Annotated in this window: 14 protein-coding genes; 10 read left to right on the top strand and 4 right to left on the bottom strand. The window is 67.4% G+C overall.

Features of this window, described 5'->3' with window-relative positions:
• Positions 1-11 precede the first annotated feature (11 nt).
• A complete protein-coding gene (locus tag MJO54_RS03430; RefSeq protein WP_240175650.1) occupies positions 12-1,439 on the bottom strand; it encodes a protein adenylyltransferase SelO in 1,428 nt (475 codons plus the stop codon).
• Positions 1,440-1,473: 34 nt separating this feature from the next.
• Here MJO54_RS03430 and MJO54_RS03425 point away from each other — a divergent pair, with 34 nt between their 5' ends.
• Positions 1,474-2,259 carry a chymotrypsin family serine protease gene (locus tag MJO54_RS03425; RefSeq protein WP_240175649.1) on the top strand — a complete coding sequence of 262 codons (786 nt, stop codon included), beginning with the start codon at positions 1,474-1,476 and terminating at the stop codon, positions 2,257-2,259.
• A gap of 53 nt (positions 2,260-2,312) precedes the next feature.
• Positions 2,313-2,780, top strand: a complete 468-nt coding sequence (locus MJO54_RS03420; protein WP_240175648.1) for a hypothetical protein — start codon at positions 2,313-2,315, stop codon at positions 2,778-2,780.
• 16 nt (positions 2,781-2,796) lie between these two features.
• On the opposite strand, the gene MJO54_RS03415 is transcribed toward MJO54_RS03420, so the two are convergent.
• From MJO54_RS03415 to MJO54_RS03405, 3 genes are all read right to left on the bottom strand, one after another.
• Positions 2,797-3,210 (bottom strand): hypothetical protein, encoded by a 414-nt coding sequence (locus tag MJO54_RS03415; RefSeq protein WP_046283341.1) that lies wholly within the window; start codon positions 3,208-3,210, stop codon positions 2,797-2,799.
• Between the two features lie 4 nt (positions 3,211-3,214).
• The gene (locus MJO54_RS03410) at positions 3,215-3,997 is read right to left on the bottom strand and encodes an enoyl-CoA hydratase/isomerase family protein (protein WP_240175647.1); all 783 of its coding nucleotides are present in this window, start codon (positions 3,995-3,997) and stop codon (positions 3,215-3,217) included.
• Positions 3,998-4,106: 109 nt separating this feature from the next.
• Positions 4,107-5,675, bottom strand: coding sequence for an acyl-CoA carboxylase subunit beta (locus MJO54_RS03405; RefSeq protein ID WP_064889345.1), 1,569 nt, complete (start codon positions 5,673-5,675; stop codon positions 4,107-4,109).
• Between the two features lie 88 nt (positions 5,676-5,763).
• On the opposite strand from MJO54_RS03405, the gene MJO54_RS03400 reads away from it, so the two are divergent.
• The 8 genes from MJO54_RS03400 (at position 5,764) to MJO54_RS03365 (ending at position 14,454) form a co-directional block, all read left to right on the top strand.
• Entirely contained in the window at positions 5,764-6,615 is an 852-nt protein-coding gene (locus MJO54_RS03400) for a class I SAM-dependent methyltransferase (RefSeq protein WP_240175646.1), read from the top strand.
• A 252-nt stretch (positions 6,616-6,867) separates the two neighbouring features.
• Complete coding sequence (locus tag MJO54_RS03395) at positions 6,868-7,647, top strand: acyl-CoA thioesterase (RefSeq protein WP_192830660.1); 780 nt, start codon at positions 6,868-6,870, stop codon at positions 7,645-7,647.
• Positions 7,648-7,708: 61 nt separating this feature from the next.
• Positions 7,709-8,938, top strand: coding sequence for a DUF4226 domain-containing protein (locus MJO54_RS03390; RefSeq protein WP_240175645.1), 1,230 nt, complete (start codon positions 7,709-7,711; stop codon positions 8,936-8,938).
• A gap of 20 nt (positions 8,939-8,958) precedes the next feature.
• The gene (locus tag MJO54_RS03385; protein ID WP_046286820.1) at positions 8,959-9,261 is read left to right on the top strand and encodes a hypothetical protein; all 303 of its coding nucleotides are present in this window, start codon (positions 8,959-8,961) and stop codon (positions 9,259-9,261) included.
• Positions 9,262-9,271: 10 nt separating this feature from the next.
• On the top strand, positions 9,272-9,619 hold the full coding sequence (locus tag MJO54_RS03380; protein WP_052741369.1) for a hypothetical protein: 348 nt from the start codon (positions 9,272-9,274) through the stop codon (positions 9,617-9,619).
• A gap of 60 nt (positions 9,620-9,679) precedes the next feature.
• Positions 9,680-10,555 carry an oxidoreductase gene (locus tag MJO54_RS03375; protein ID WP_240175644.1) on the top strand — a complete coding sequence of 292 codons (876 nt, stop codon included), beginning with the start codon at positions 9,680-9,682 and terminating at the stop codon, positions 10,553-10,555.
• A gap of 358 nt (positions 10,556-10,913) precedes the next feature.
• A complete protein-coding gene (locus MJO54_RS03370) occupies positions 10,914-13,280 on the top strand; it encodes a lysylphosphatidylglycerol synthase transmembrane domain-containing protein (protein ID WP_064889342.1) in 2,367 nt (788 codons plus the stop codon).
• Between the two features lie 4 nt (positions 13,281-13,284).
• On the top strand, positions 13,285-14,454 hold the full coding sequence (locus tag MJO54_RS03365) for an FAD-binding domain (protein ID WP_046283262.1): 1,170 nt from the start codon (positions 13,285-13,287) through the stop codon (positions 14,452-14,454).
• Position 14,455 lies beyond the last annotated feature (1 nt).

Raw genomic sequence — 14,455 nt, 5'->3', positions numbered from 1 at the left:
GGCCGCGACCGTCAGGTCCCGCAGAACGTGCGGTAGGCACCGAATTCTGGCGGTGCCGGCGCGGCGTATTCCTCCAAGCCCTCCCGCTGCCGGTACGGCTCGGCGATCACGCCCAGCAACTGTTCCACCGGCGTCAGATCGCCGCGCATCGCCGACGTCAACGCCTGCTCCACCAGGTGATTGCGGGCGATGTAGACCGGATTGATCTGGTCCATCGCCTCGACGTCAGGCTGCATGGCCCGCCAGTGCCCCAGCCAGTCGCCGAACACCGCGGGCAGTGCGTCGGTCTCCCCGCGCCCGGCAGCGGCCAGCTTCCGGAAGAACGAGGTGTAGTCCACCTGGTTGTCGGTCATGAGCGCCAATACCTGGTCGATCAGCGCAGCGGCCTCCACGCTGGCGGACAGCCCGAACTTCGCCAGCATCCCCGCCGACCAAAAGCCGTGATAGCGCGGCATGAACCCTTCGAGGGTTTCCACCGCCACCGACAGCGCCAGCTCCTCGGTGGCGGCAAACAACGGCAGGATGGTCTCGGCGAACCGGGCCAGGTTCCACTGCGCGACCAGCGGCTGGTTGCCATAGGCGTAGCGCCCGGCGTGGTCGATGGAGCTGAACACCGTCGCCGGGTCGTAGGCCTCCATGAATGCGCACGGCCCGTAGTCGATGGTCTCCCCGGAGATGGTCATGTTGTCGGTGTTCATCACGCCGTGCACGAAGCCGACCAGCATCCAGCGTGCGATCAGCGACGCCTGGGCTTCGACGACCGCTTGAAACAGTGCGAGGTAAGGGTTTTCGGCCTGTGCGGCATCAGGGTAATGCCGGGCGATCGCGTAGTCGGCCAACCGGCGCAGCAACCCCAGGTCGCCGGTGGCCCGGGCCTGCTGGGCGACCAGCTGGAAGCTGCCGACCCGCAGGTGGCTGGCGGCGACGCGGGTCAGTACCGCCCCGGGCACCGGCGCCTCCCGCTGCACCTGTGCTCCGGTGGCCACCACCGCCAGCGAGCGGGTGGTGGGTATCCCCAGTGCGTACATGGCTTCGCTGACGACATATTCGCGCAACATCGGACCGACGACGGCCAAACCGTCGCCGCCGCGGGCGAATGGAGTCGGCCCGGAACCCTTGAGGTGGATGTCGCGGCGGTGGTCGCCGGCGAGTTCGCCGAGCAGCAGGGCGCGCCCGTCGCCGAGCAGGGGCACGTAGTTGCCGAATTGGTGTCCGGCGTAGGCCTGGGCCACCGGGGTGGCGCCCTCGGGAACGTTGGTACCGGTCAACAGCTTTAGGCCCTCGGCGCTTTTCAGCCAAGCCGGGTCCAAGCCCAGTTCGGCGGCCAGCTTCTCGTTGAGCACCAGCAGCTTCGGCTCCGGCGGAGTGGCGGCCTGCCAGGGCTGCGCGAGTTCGGGGAACTCGCGGGCAAAGTCGGCGGTCAATATCGGGGACGCCATCTGGCCAGCCTACGCAACCGCTACCGTTGCCACGGTGACGGAACGGGGCCGCTGGGAAACGGTGAAGACGGCGGCATGGCGGATCGGGACCGCCGTCGTCGTCGCCGCGATCTTCATCGGCCTGTACCAGGTGAATCGCACCCACCCGGCGCACCCACTGGTCCCGATCCCGATGGCGCACGCGATCGGGCCTGGCATCGGCATCAACGTCTCCCCCGGCGGCGATGCGGCGGGCATCAGTTGCACCACCGGATTCCTGGTGCACACCCGCGACGGCCGGCCCGGGCTGCTGGTGGCCGGGCACTGCAACCCGGGCGGCGGCCCCGGGCACGTGGTGATCCGCCACGGCGGCGCCTTCGCCTATCGCACCATCGGCACCTTCACCGAGACCGTCAGCGACGGCAGCAATTGGGATGACTACGACATCGGGCTGATCACCCTGGACGATCCGGGCAAGATTCCCTTGACCTCGGTCATCGATGGGCATCCGGTGGTCGGAGTAGCCGAGTATGTCTCCGTCGGTGATGTGCTGTGTCACTACGGAATCCGCAGCGGCGGACCGGTGTGCGGTCCGGTGGTGGCCAGCGAGGCGAACAAGGTCCGGTTTGAAGCCGGCGGTACCTGCGGCGACTCCGGCGGGCCGGTGTACCGACTGCGCGACGATGGTGCCGCCGAGGCGGTCGGCATCTACATCGCGGTGTCCGATGGCACCTACTCCGAGCCCAAGTGCGAAGACCCGCATCCCTTCTCGATCGCCCAGACCATCACACCGTGGCTGTCGGCCTGGGATCTGACACTGGACACCACCACCGGCCGCTGACGCGGCACACAATGCTCGTAACCTGGTGAAACCAGGTCCAGGAGGGCAGCGCGATGAGTGTGTCGGAGGAATCTCAGGCCCGCACGCGGATGTTCGCCCGCGTTATCGGTCCGTTCCTGGTCATCGTCACCGCGGCGGCCCTATCCGGTGCCCCGCAGGCGTGGGCACAGGCCTCGGACTTCGGACCCGATCCGTTGTTGCTGTGGGAGGCTGGGGCGTTCACCCTGCTGTCCGGATTGACGGTGGTGACCCTGCACCGGCTTTGGCACGGCGCTGCGGCCATCTGCGTCTCGGTGACGGGCTGGATCACCCTACTCAAGGGGCTTTCGTTGACGGTGTTTCCCTACGCCGGCATGTCAAGCGCGAACCTCGCGATGCGCGCCGAGGGGTGGCCGCGCGCCGCGTACGTGCTGTTCGCGCTGGTCGGGCTGTACCTGACCTACGTCGGGTGGACGCCGTTGCGAGATCGGCCGCAACCGCAGCCGGCCAGCGGTGACCGGGATCTGCGCTCGGCGGCGTGATCGGCGAACCCCGCTTCTACCCGGTTGCTACCGCGGCCGCGCGAATCCCCCGCAACAGGTAGTTCGTCGCGACGACGTGCATCCGCGTCCCGATCACCAGGGCGCGATAGATGCCGCCGTGCAGTCCGGGGAACGCCGCGTAGCTGTAGGCGTGCACGCGCGTCGCACCGGCCTGATCGTCGGTGAGTTCGAACACCAGCCGGTAGCGCGAAAAGCGATGCCGTCCGGCCAGTTCGAGTCGTTGCGGCTCAACGCGTTCGGCCACCTCGAAGCCGGCGCGGGGCTGCAGGCCGAGCGGCGCGAGCAGCGGATTGCGTTCGTTGCCGCGCAACATGGCCTCGACATAGCGTTGCAGGGCGCTCCATACTCGGTTGCGGGGCGCGTCGATCCGTAGCGTGTGCTCGTCGATATAGGGCAGGTCGCTGGTCATGAAATCACCTTGTCTGCTTTGGGGTGGCTTTCTGGAATTCGTCGGACGCCAAACAGCGGGCCTGTTCGGTGACCGCGGCTCGTAGGCCGGCGGCGTCGTCGAGGGTTCGGCCGGCCTCGATGGCACGCCGCGCCCCACGGACCGCGACCGGCGGTTGACTCGCGAGACGTTGAGCGAATTCGCGAGCCGCGGAATCAAGTTCGTCGTCGCCGACCACGCGGCTGGCCAGTCCGATGCGCAGGGCCTCGGCCGCGTCGATGACCTCGCCGAGCAGGATCAATTCTCGCGCTCGCCCCTCCCCGATCAGTCGCGGGAGTCGAAACGTGGCACCCATGTCGGGCAACAGACCGTAACGCGTTTCGGTCAAACCGACTCGGGCATCATGGGCGAGGATGCGGAAGTCGCAGGCCACTGCCAGCTGCAGGCCCGCCCCGTAGGCGTGCCCCCGCACCGCTGCGACGCTGGGACAGCCGAGCTGGGGAATCCACTCGAAGGTCCCGGCCACGCGAATGCCGAGCTCCACGGTCTCGTCATCGAGGGGTCGCTCGGCGAACTCGGTCAACGTCCCGGCCATGTCTTCGACCAGGTCGATGCCGGCCGAGAAGGAGGGCCCGTCACCGGTGACGATCAGACAGCGAAGGGTCTCGTCGGCCAGCAATTGGCTGCCGAGGTGGTCTAACTCCGCGCGCATCGCCGGGTTGATCGCGTTGCGCTTCTCGGGCCGCGACAACGCCAACGTTCCGATGTGTTCGCTGCGGTCATAGCGAATGTTCCGGTACCTGCTCATGTCATGTAGACGATTCCGCGTCGCTGAGTGTGACACCGACGAACTGTCACGGTCGCCGGCCTCTTTCCGTCCTAGCAGATGAAGACCCCAGACAGGAAGAGGGCCGCCTTTAGAACGTGTCGACGAACCGCCGCGGTGGGACGTCTCGCCCGAACCCGGCCGACGCCGCCAGTGTTGCGACGATCAGACCGCGCGTCTCGGCGGGGTCAATCACGTCGTCGATCTCGAAAAGCGTTGCGGCGTTGAGCGCTTTGGCATTCTCCTGCGCAATGGCGGTTGCCTGCCGGACGCGTTCCTCCCGCTCATCGACATCCGCGATGGCATCGAGTTCCTTGCGCAGCCCCAACCGGACCGCACCTTCGAGCCCCATCGGACCCAGATGCGCGCCCGGCCAGGCCACGGTCAGCACCGGTTCATGCAGACTGCCACCCATCATGGCCTGGGCACCCAGCCCGTAGCCACGCCGGAGGATGACCGCGATCAGCGGCACCCGCAGCGCCGCGCCGGCCACCAGCAGCCGAGAAGCCCTCCGTACCAGCGCTTCTGCTTCGGCGGCCGGACCGACCATATAGCCGGGGCAGTCGACCAGCGACACGATGGGCAGCCCGAAGGCGTCGCACAGCTGCAGGAAACGCGCGGCTTTGTCGGAGGCGGCGGCGGTGATGGCCCCGGCCATCACCATGGTGTTGTTGCCGATGATCCCGACTGGGCGGCCGTCGATCCGCGCCAATGCGGTGACCATCTCGGGCGCGAACCGCTCCCGCAGGAACGTCACCGAGTTTGCGTCGGCGATGGTCTCGATGATCGGCTTGAGCGGATAGGCCCGCCGTGCCCGCTCGGGAATCAGGGTGCGCAAGGCGTTCTGGTCTGCCGCCGAGCCGGGGGCGGTTGCACCTTGGAAGTAGCCGAGGACTCGTTTGGTCACCGCGACGGCCTCGGCTTCATCAGCCACCACAACGTCGACGACGCCGTTGGGTGCCTGCACGGACAACGGACCCACATCATCGGGCGCGACGTGGCCCAATCCGCCGCCGGCGATCATCGCCGGGCCCGCCATGCCGATCGAGGTGTCCGCGGTCGCGATGATCAGATCCGAGACACCCGCGATCACCGCGTTGCCGGCAAAGCAGCGGCCCTTGACCACCGCGATACGCGGCACCAGCCCGGACAGCTTGGCCCACAAGGCGAATGCCGGCACATCGAGTGACGACACCGTCGGATAGTCGGTGTCGCCGGGCCGGCCACCGCCGCCCTCGGCAAAGAAGACGGTGGGCAGGCGCATCCGTTCGATGAGCTCGAACAAACGGTCCTTCTTGAAGTGGCCGATCGCGCCCTGCGTGCCCGCCAACACGGTGTAGTCGTAGGACAACACGGCGCAGGCGCCGCGTTCGGGCCCGAACAGCGCGCCGTTGATCGTGGCGGTTCCCCCCAGCAGGCCGTCGCCGGGGGTGTTGGCAATGAGGTCGTCGATGTCGCGACGGGCGCGTTGGGCCGCGATCGCGAACCGCCCATATTCCACAAAGGTGCCGGGGTCGACCAGGTCAGCGATGTTCTCGCGGGCGGTACGGCCCCCGGCGTCGTGTCGGCGCTGCACCGCGTGCGGTCGGGCCGCGTCCTCGGTGAGCGCGCGACGGCGCAGCAGCTCAAGGTGATCGTCACGCAGCGGAGCGTCGGGCATGTGGGATTCCTTCGCCGGGGTGTTGACCTAGAACAACATCATGGGCCGCGGGCCATCCACCCTGACTTTGGGCCCCTACGCTTCAGGCATGGCGAACGAGGAACAGCAGCAGGCCTGGGCGGCGCAGGGTATCGATTGGGTGGACAACGCGGCGATCTTCGAGGCGGTGCTGGCACCGTTCGCCGACGCGGTCATGCAGGCCGCCGACATCACCGCAGGTGAGCGGGTGCTCGACATCGGCTGTGGCTCCGGCACATTGCTGCAGCGCACCGCGGACCTGGGCGCCATGCCGTTCGGCGTGGATATCTCCGAGCCGATGGTGCAGGCGGCGCGCCGGCGGGTCCCCGAGGCCACCGTGAGCCTCGGCGACGCCCAGACCATGGATTTGCGTGCGGCCGCGGGTGGGGCGACGTATGGCCGGTTCATTTCCCGGTTCGGGGTGATGTTCTTCGACGATCCGGTGGTCGCGTTCACCAACATCCGCCGGGCGGCGGCCCCGACCTCCCGGCTGGCGTTCGTGTGTTGGCGCGAAGGCGACAATCCGATGTTCACCGCGGGCATCGACGTCCTGGCCGCCAAGCTGGAATCACCTCCGGCAGCGCTGGATCCCGCCGCGCCTGGTCCGCTGGCATTCGGCAATCCCGAGCGGGTGCGAGCCATCCTGACCGATGCCGGCTGGCACGACATTGCGTTGGAAGCGTTCGACGGGGTCTGCAACTTCGGGATCGGCGGTAGCGACGGCGTCGAGGAGCGGCTGGCGTTGATCCTGGCCAACCGCACCGGACAACAGGCCCGCGCCGAACTGGAGGCCAGGCTAGGTGCCGACGGCTGGGCCGCGGCGGTCGATGAGCTGCGTGACGAGTTGCGCCGCCAACGGGTCGACGGTGTGGTGCAGTTCCCGGGCCGCACCTGGGTGGTCACCGCGACCAATCCCGGCTGATTTCCCAGGCGCCACATCCGCCCCTGCAACGTCGGGTGTGGTCGTGTTCGAATTGGATATCGTATGCGCTATCACCCGTGTCGCCGCGGGACGGTAGTAGCGCATGCGATATCCAAATCGAACAGACCCTATTCACCTGCGGACGCTACGGACGGGACGAATGTGGTCGGCGGTACGCCCGCGATAGCGTGACCGGGACCGCTCCGATCACCGGTAAGGACTCCCGTGACCTCACACCCCTTCGACCGTGCCATGCAGCTCGAGACCGTCGACGCCGGGACTTTTCGTGGCGTCACCCACCCGGAGTGGGCCAACATGGTGGGGCCGTTCGGCGGGATCACCGCTGCGGTCTTGCTGCGCGCCGTCGAATCGCACCCCGAGCGCATCGGCGACCCGCTGGCGCTGACCGTCAACTTCGCCGCACCGATCGCCGACGGCGAGTTCGACATTTCGCTGCGCGCCGCCCGAACCAACCGCAGCAACCAGCACTGGGTGCTGGAGCTGCGCCAGGGCGACGAGGTCAAGACCACCGCAACCGCGCTGCTCGGCCTGCATCGCGACACCTGGGCGGACGACGAAAGCCACCCGCCGAGTGTGCCCGCTCCCGAGGACGTCGCCCCCGGCAAGTTCGTCGACGCCATCGTCTGGGCTACGCGCTATGACATGCGCTTCACCGACGGCCCGGTGCCCCTCAAGACGGTAGAACCCAGCGCATCGTCGACCACCACGTTGTGGGTGCGCGACGCCGAGGACCGGCCGCTGGACTTCGCGGCGCTGGCGTGCCTGTCGGACGTGTTCTTCCCCCGGGTGTTTCTGCGCAGCGGCCGCTTCCTGCCGGCCGGCACTATCTCCCTGACCACCTATTTTCATGCCGACCAAGGCGAAATCGATGCGCTCGGAAGCGATTTCCTGCTCGCCAGCGCACACGCCAACCGGTTCTCGCGCGGCTACTTCGATCAGAGTGCGCACCTGTGGTCACGGGCGGGACAGCTGCTGGCCAGCACGCATCAGCTGGTGTACTTCAAGGACTGACGCTCAAGACTCAACCTCGGGTGAATACCGGGATCGCCGTCGCTGAACTAGCGTCGCCGGTATGCCCGAGGAACTCGGCGCCCACGCCGATGCCACGCGAGCGCGCGAGGATGTCCTGACGCGGCGACTGCAGAGGTCCATGCAGGCCGACCGGGCTTTCCTGGCGACGGTGCGCGGTGCCGCGCAGGTGGCCCTGCTCGGGCGCACACGGCTCGACAGCATCGAGGCCGAGATCCGCGAAGCGCTGGCCCACCACCGTGCGCTGGCGTTGGACACTCCCGCCGGAGCCCGCCAGTTCCAGCGGTTCTTGGCCGCCAAGACCCACGACATTCATCAGGTGATCGCCGACACCGTCGCCGACAGCCAGGCCCGCGCGCGGTCGGTGCGTTCTCTGGGTGGCGGTTACTCGGCCGAGGGCCGCCAGCGGCCGACCATCCAGGCTGTAGACCACTCCTTCAAACGGGGTCCGGCCACCGACGACAAACGCCGGCTCAATCAGATCGACGCGTTCCGGGAGTCCTTCGGCCGCGACCCGGCGTCGGCCTCGGACTGGGCTACCGCGGCGGCCTTGGATCCCAATACCTATGACCCCAAGTTCCAGGGGACGCAATCCGAGATTCGGGTGGCCCGGATCGATCCGGTGCCGGGGCAAGGCGTGGTGCGCGCATCGCAGTGGATCCCCCAGCGGGATGTCAAGAGCGGCCTCTTTTCTCGCGACTTCGGCAACGATCGTGGTCCCGATGCGCGCTTTGATCCCGAGGACACCAAGGTCACCACCTACATCGACTACGAGAACGGCATCGTGGTGATGCGGCAGAACCCGTCGGTTGAACTCAACGCCAGTGGCGGCCCGGGCAGAGTGGCGGTCGGTGTCCCCCAAGGCAGCGTCTCGCAAGCCGCTGACGGGTCGGTTCGCATCAAGTACGACGCCGGCAACCCTCTGGTGCCCGGCTTCACGACGGACGCGCACGGACCACTGCGCGACAATCGACTCAGCGTCAACGGCGACCTGGTGTTCACCCCTGGACACGACGGCGTCTATATCGACGGAACACGTACCAATTACCCGTCGCTGGAGGTTTACCAGGATCTGCCGAGTGGTGACACCCACACGGTGTTGATCGATCCGGCGCACTCGGGAAATACCTGGTTGGGACCGGTCACCAATCTGCCGATCCACCACGAGGTCGGCGTCGGCAGTTCGCGCTTCGCCGCGTTCGACGACGCGGCGGCCCATGATTTCGGGCCGGTCTATGCGCCGCCATCCGTGTCGTCGCAACCAGCCAGCTGACCACTGTTGAAGGAGCCGTCATGACCACCCCTGCCCCGGCAGCTCCCTATGGACCACGCGGCTTCCTCGCCGCGGTGGCGACCATCGCGATCGTCGAGACCGCGACGTGGGCTTGGCTGCCGTTGTGGTTCGCCAGCGTTTTCTTCTTTGTGATCGCAACAGTCGTGGTGGTGCCGACCGGACTGTTCATGCGCGAGCTACCCGACGCGGCCGGCCAGGTCGGGCGCGGCATCCTCATCGGCTACCTCGCAACTCCCCTGACCATCGCCGTCACCGTCATCCCTGCCACCGTGATCTACCAGGTGCTGCAGCACCTGCACTGAAAGGACGGACATGCTGAATCGACTGTGCGCACGAATTCGGGCACAGGACAACGATGTCTGGCGGACGGCTACTCGATCAGCACCGATCGTCGTCCAGCTCGTGTTCGCGGCGGCGTTCGGCGTCGGCTGGCTACTGGGTCATTTTCCGATAGACAGCCATGCCGGATATCGCATCATGCTCGCCGCCACGTTCATCATCACGGCCTTCGCATCGCTGCTGGTCGGCGCAAGGATCTTGGGTTCCAGATCACCGCGCCGGCGCGGCCTGGGCCTGGCCGTCGGTGGGTCCGGCCTGGCACTCTTGGCCGGCGGCTTGCCATGGGCACTGATTTTCCTGTCGCTGGTGGACACCATATGAGCTTTCCGACTACCGAATAGCGCTACGGCGTGAGCGACGCCGGCAGGTACGGTGACCAGCATGTCTTTCAGAATCGCGGACACCCCAGATCAGTCCGGCCGCACCTTCGTGGTGACCGGCGCCAACGGTGGTCTGGGTGAGGTCGTCACCCGCACCTTGGCCGCCAAGGGTGCCAGCGTGGTGATGGCCTGCCGCAACACCGCCAAGGCCCAGGAGATCGCCGACGGCATCGACGGTGACGTCCGGGTGGCGGCGCTGGATCTGGGCAGCCTGGCCTCGGTACGCGACTTCGCTGGCCAGCAGGGCGGCTTCGACGTGCTGGTCAACAACGCCGGGATCATGAACATCCCCATGCGGCGCACCGTGGACGGCTTCGAGACGCAGTTCGGGGTCAACCACCTGGGCCACTTCGCGTTGACCGGCCTGCTGCTGGACCGGATCAGCGACCGGGTGGTGACGGTGTCGAGCATCGCGCACAAGCAGACCCCCAAGTTCTGGGTCGACGACCTCAACTACGAGCACCGCCCCTACCAGCGCAACCTGGCCTACGCACAGTCCAAGCTGGCCAACCTGATGTTCGCCCGCGAGCTGCAGCGGCGGCTGGTCGCAGCCGGCTCCCCGCTGCGCTCTTACGGAGTGCATCCGGGGGTGTCGACCACCGACCTGTTCGACAACGACAAGACCATTGTCGGTTTGATCGCCAAGTACGGCCTGCCACTGGTCGGCCAGCCGCCCGAGCGGGGCGCCGAGTCGACCCTGTTTGCCGCGACCGTGCCCGACGCCGATCCGGACACCTACTGGGGCCCCACGAAGCTGAACCAGTCTCGCGGCGCGATGGGACCGTGCCCGTCGAACAAGCTCTCGAAGGACCAGCGGCTGTGGCTGCGGCTGTGGGAGGAGTCGGAGAAGATGACCGGGGTGGTCTTCCCGGTCTGACCCGGCAGCGGTACGTCGTCGCCCTCTAGAAAACTGACGTCACCTCAATAACCCCAACCGCCACCGCTTCGGACCATGCGGTTGTGCGCCCACCTTGGAGCGACAACCAGCGTTATGTCAGGTCCTCGGTAGGTCATATCGACGCAGCGCGGCAGTGGGTGGAGTGCTGCAACTCTGTAGTCGCTCAAAGCCGGGCGCAGACTTCATATCCTCTCGTCGGTGACAGATGTGACGGACGGGACTCGACCCGGATGACGCGGCGGCGAGGCGGCCGACAAATTAACCCCCCACCGCAGCTCACCGGTTAAGTTGTGGCGAGCCGCCGAGCGATGCGGCATGAGACGGACCGAAAGAGATCATGCGAGTTGAGGGGCGCGACGTCGCCGTCACCGGCAACCTGCTGCAGCCGCTGACCCGACGCACCAACGACATTCTGCGTCTGGTGCTTGCCGCACTCTTCCTGGCCACCGTCATCACCAGCTCGCTGGTCACCCGCTACGAATGGGTGTCGCTCGAGCGTTCGGTGTCCCAGATCGTCGGGGTGCTCTCCCCCGTCCACGCCAACCTGGTCTACCTCGCCTACGGCATCGCGATCCTGGTGTTGCCGTTCGCGATTCTGATCGGGCTGGTGGTCTCCAAGCAATGGAAGCTGCTCGGAGCCTATGCCGTGGCCGGGCTGCTGGCCGTCGTGTCCCTGTCGATCCGCAGCACCGGAATGGCCGCACCGAACTGGCATTTCGACCTCTCCGATCGGCTGGCCACCACGCTGGCGCAGTTCCTCGACGACCCGCGGTGGATCGCCATGCTCGCCGCCATGCTCACCGTCTCCGGCCCCTGGCTGCCGGCCCGTTGGCGACGCTGGTGGTGGGCACTGTTGCTGGCGTTCGTACCGATCCACCTGGTGGTCAGTGCGATCGTCCCGGCCCGCTCACTGCTGGGGCTGGCCGTCGGATGGTTCGTCGGGGCGTTGGTGATCCTGATCGTCGGCACCCCCGCGCTGGAGGTGCCGTTGGACGGCACCGTGCGCGCCCTGGCCCGTCGCGGCCACACCGTCTCCGAACTCGCCGTCATCCGGCCGGCGGGCCCCGGCCCGCTGGTGCTGTCCACCGTCGGCGACCAGCCGGTGATCATCGAGTTGTACGGCCCCAACCAGCGCAGCGGCGGCGCGCTGCGACAGCTCTGGCGCAAATTCCGGTTGCGCACCACCGAGACCGCACCGCTGCACGCCTCGCTGCACCGCGCGGTGGAGCATCGCGCACTGATGGCGATCTCCATCGCTGATACCGGGTTCGCCAACACCAACACCGTCGCGGTCGCCTCCCTCGACCGGGGCTGGACGCTGTACGCGCACACCCCGCCTCGCGGCACGCCCATCGCCGACTGCACCGCTACCACGCCGGTGACTAAGCCCTGGGAATCCTTGCGGAGCCTGCACGATCAGCAGATCTCGCACGGCGACCTGCGTGCCAAGGAGATGACCGTCGACGACGGCCAGGTGCTGTTCGGCGGCTTCGGCAACGCCGAGTACGGCGCCACCGACACCCAGCTGCAGTCCGATATCGCCCAGTTGCTGGTGACGACGTCATCGCTGTACGACGCGGCCGCGGCGGTGGCAGCGGCGATCGAGCACTTCGGTCGCACGGTGGTGTTGGCCGCCTCGCGACGACTCACCAAATCCGCGGTGCCCGCGCGGCTTCGCAATGCCGTCCCCGACGTCGGCACGGTGATCGCCGCCGCCCGCGAGGAGGTGAAGCGTCAGACCGGTACCGATCAGATCCAGACCAAGACCATCACCCGGTTCACCCGCAGCCAGCTGATTCAGCTGATCCTGCTCGTTGCCCTGGTGTACGTGGCCTACCCCTTCATCAGCCAGGTGCCCACCTTCTTCTCCCAACTGCGGCAGGCGAACTGGTGGTGGGCGCTGGTGGGGCTGATCGTCTCGTCGCTGACCTATGTCGGCGCCGCGGGCGCGCTGTGGGCCTGCGCCAACGGCTTCGTCAGCTTTCGCAATCTGGCGATCATGCAGGTGGCCAACACCTTTGCCGCCACCACCACCCCGGCCGGGGTCGGCGGCCTGGCGCTGAGCACCCGATTCCTGCAGAAGGGCGGCCTGAGCACCTTGCGCGCGACCGCCGCGGTCGCGCTTCAGCAGTCGGTGCAGGTGATCGTGCACGTGATCCTGCTGGTCATCTTCACCACCGCTGCGGGCGCCTCGACGGACCTGTCCCACTTCGTACCCGGTGCGACCATGCTGTACCTGATCGCCGGTGTGGCGCTCGGCTTGGCCGGCATCGTGCTGTTGGTGCCGAACCTGCGCCGATGGTTGACCACGGCGCTGCGGCCACGCCTCAAGGAAGTCACCGGGGACTTGGTGGATCTGGCCCGCGAGCCCAAGCGGCTGGCGTTGATCGTGCTGGGCGCGGCCGGCACCACATTGGGTGCGGCGCTGGCATTGTGGGCCAGCGTGGAGGCCTTTGGCGGCAACACCTCATTCGTCACCGTCACGGTCGTGACGATGGTCGGTGGGACCCTGGCCTCCGCGGCGCCGACGCCCGGCGGGGTGGGTGCCGTGGAAGCCGCCCTGATCGGTGGGTTGGCCGCGTTCGGTGTGCCCGCCGCGCTGGCGGTCCCGTCCGTGCTGCTCTACCGGGTACTAACCTGCTGGCTGCCGGTGTTCATCGGCTGGCCGGTGATGCGATGGCTGACAGAGAACGAAATGATCTGAGCCGATGCGGATCGCGATCAGCGGTGCGGGAGTAGCCGGGACGGCGCTCGCGTACTGGCTGCACCGCACCGGCCACACCCCAACGGTGATCGAGCGTGCGCCGGCCTTTCGCTCCGGCGGCTACATGATCGACTTCTGGGGCGTTGGCTACACCGTGGCGGGTCGGATGGGTCTTGAAGCGCAGATCCTGGACAAGGGCTACCAGATCGACTCCGTCCGAACGGTCGGTGCCGACGGCCATACCCTCGCCACGTTGGATGCCAACGTCTTTCGGGATCTACTCGGCTCCGACTTCACCAGCCTCCCGCGCGGTGACCTGGCCGATACCATTCATTCCACCATCGCCGAGCACGTCGAGATGATCTACGGCGACAGCATCACCGCCATCGACGAAGACGACGACTGCGTCCGCCTCACCTTCGGCCGCTCCGGGCCGCGCGAGTTCGACCTGGTGATCGGCGCCGACGGGCTGCACTCCAACGTGCGCCGGCTGGTGTTCGGTCCGGACGCCGACTTCGAACACTATCTCGGCTGCAAGGTGGCCGCCGTCGTCGTCGAGGGTTACCGGCCCCGCGACGACCTGACGTACATGACTTACGCGGTACCCGAGCGGCAGGTGTCACGCGTGGCGCTGCGCGAAGACCGCACTCTGGCGTTGTTCGTGTTCCGCGACGCCTCCCCCGACGTTTCGGATCCGAACGCCCAGTTGCACAACCGGTTCGCCGACGCCGGCTGGGAGTGCCCGCAGCTGCTGGCGGCCCTCGATGCCGTTGACCCGGGAGATCTGTACTTCGATGTGGTCAGCCAGGTTCGGATGAACCACTGGTCACGGGGCCGAGTGCTGTTGATCGGCGACGCCGCCGGATGCATTTCCCTGCTCGGCGGTGAGGGCACCGGCCTGGCGATCACCGAGGCCTATGTGCTGGCCGGGGAGCTGCACCGCGCCGGTGGTGATCACCGGCGCGCGTTCGACGCCTACGAAGCGCGACTGCGCCCGTTGATCGAGGCCAAACAGTCCAACGCCCAACAGCTGCTCGGATTCTTCGCCACCCGAACACGGTTCGGCCTGTGGCTTCGCAACCTCGCGATCCGGGCACTGAACCTGCGGATGCTCACACACCTGGTTGCCGGCACGGTGCGCGATGATTTCGACCTGCCCGATTACGGGATCTGAG

Source organism: Mycolicibacter virginiensis (assembly GCF_022374935.2).
GTDB classification, from domain to species: domain Bacteria; phylum Actinomycetota; class Actinomycetes; order Mycobacteriales; family Mycobacteriaceae; genus Mycobacterium; species Mycobacterium virginiense.
Note: the sequence above shows the minus strand (reverse complement) of the source record. Positions and strands in the feature narration are given on the sequence as shown.

Bases quoted from the DNA above. Each gene is read 5' to 3' on its own strand.
- MJO54_RS03415 (WP_046283341.1), bottom strand. From the start codon at position 3,210: ATGACCAGCGACCTGCCCTATATCGACGAGCACACGCTACGGATCGAC.
- MJO54_RS03365 (WP_046283262.1), top strand. From the start codon at position 13,285: ATGCGGATCGCGATCAGCGGTGCGGGAGTAGCCGGGACGGCGCTCGCG.
- MJO54_RS03380 (WP_052741369.1), top strand. From the start codon at position 9,272: ATGCTGAATCGACTGTGCGCACGAATTCGGGCACAGGACAACGATGTC.
- MJO54_RS03370 (WP_064889342.1), top strand. From the start codon at position 10,914: ATGCGAGTTGAGGGGCGCGACGTCGCCGTCACCGGCAACCTGCTGCAG.
- MJO54_RS03430 (WP_240175650.1), bottom strand. From the start codon at position 1,439: ATGGCGTCCCCGATATTGACCGCCGACTTTGCCCGCGAGTTCCCCGAA.
- MJO54_RS03400 (WP_240175646.1), top strand. From the start codon at position 5,764: ATGGCGAACGAGGAACAGCAGCAGGCCTGGGCGGCGCAGGGTATCGAT.
- MJO54_RS03405 (WP_064889345.1), bottom strand. From the start codon at position 5,675: ATGCCCGACGCTCCGCTGCGTGACGATCACCTTGAGCTGCTGCGCCGT.
- MJO54_RS03375 (WP_240175644.1), top strand. From the start codon at position 9,680: ATGTCTTTCAGAATCGCGGACACCCCAGATCAGTCCGGCCGCACCTTC.
- MJO54_RS03385 (WP_046286820.1), top strand. From the start codon at position 8,959: ATGACCACCCCTGCCCCGGCAGCTCCCTATGGACCACGCGGCTTCCTC.
- MJO54_RS03395 (WP_192830660.1), top strand. From the start codon at position 6,868: ATGCAGCTCGAGACCGTCGACGCCGGGACTTTTCGTGGCGTCACCCAC.
- MJO54_RS03420 (WP_240175648.1), top strand. From the start codon at position 2,313: ATGAGTGTGTCGGAGGAATCTCAGGCCCGCACGCGGATGTTCGCCCGC.
- MJO54_RS03390 (WP_240175645.1), top strand. From the start codon at position 7,709: ATGCCCGAGGAACTCGGCGCCCACGCCGATGCCACGCGAGCGCGCGAG.
- MJO54_RS03410 (WP_240175647.1), bottom strand. From the start codon at position 3,997: ATGAGCAGGTACCGGAACATTCGCTATGACCGCAGCGAACACATCGGA.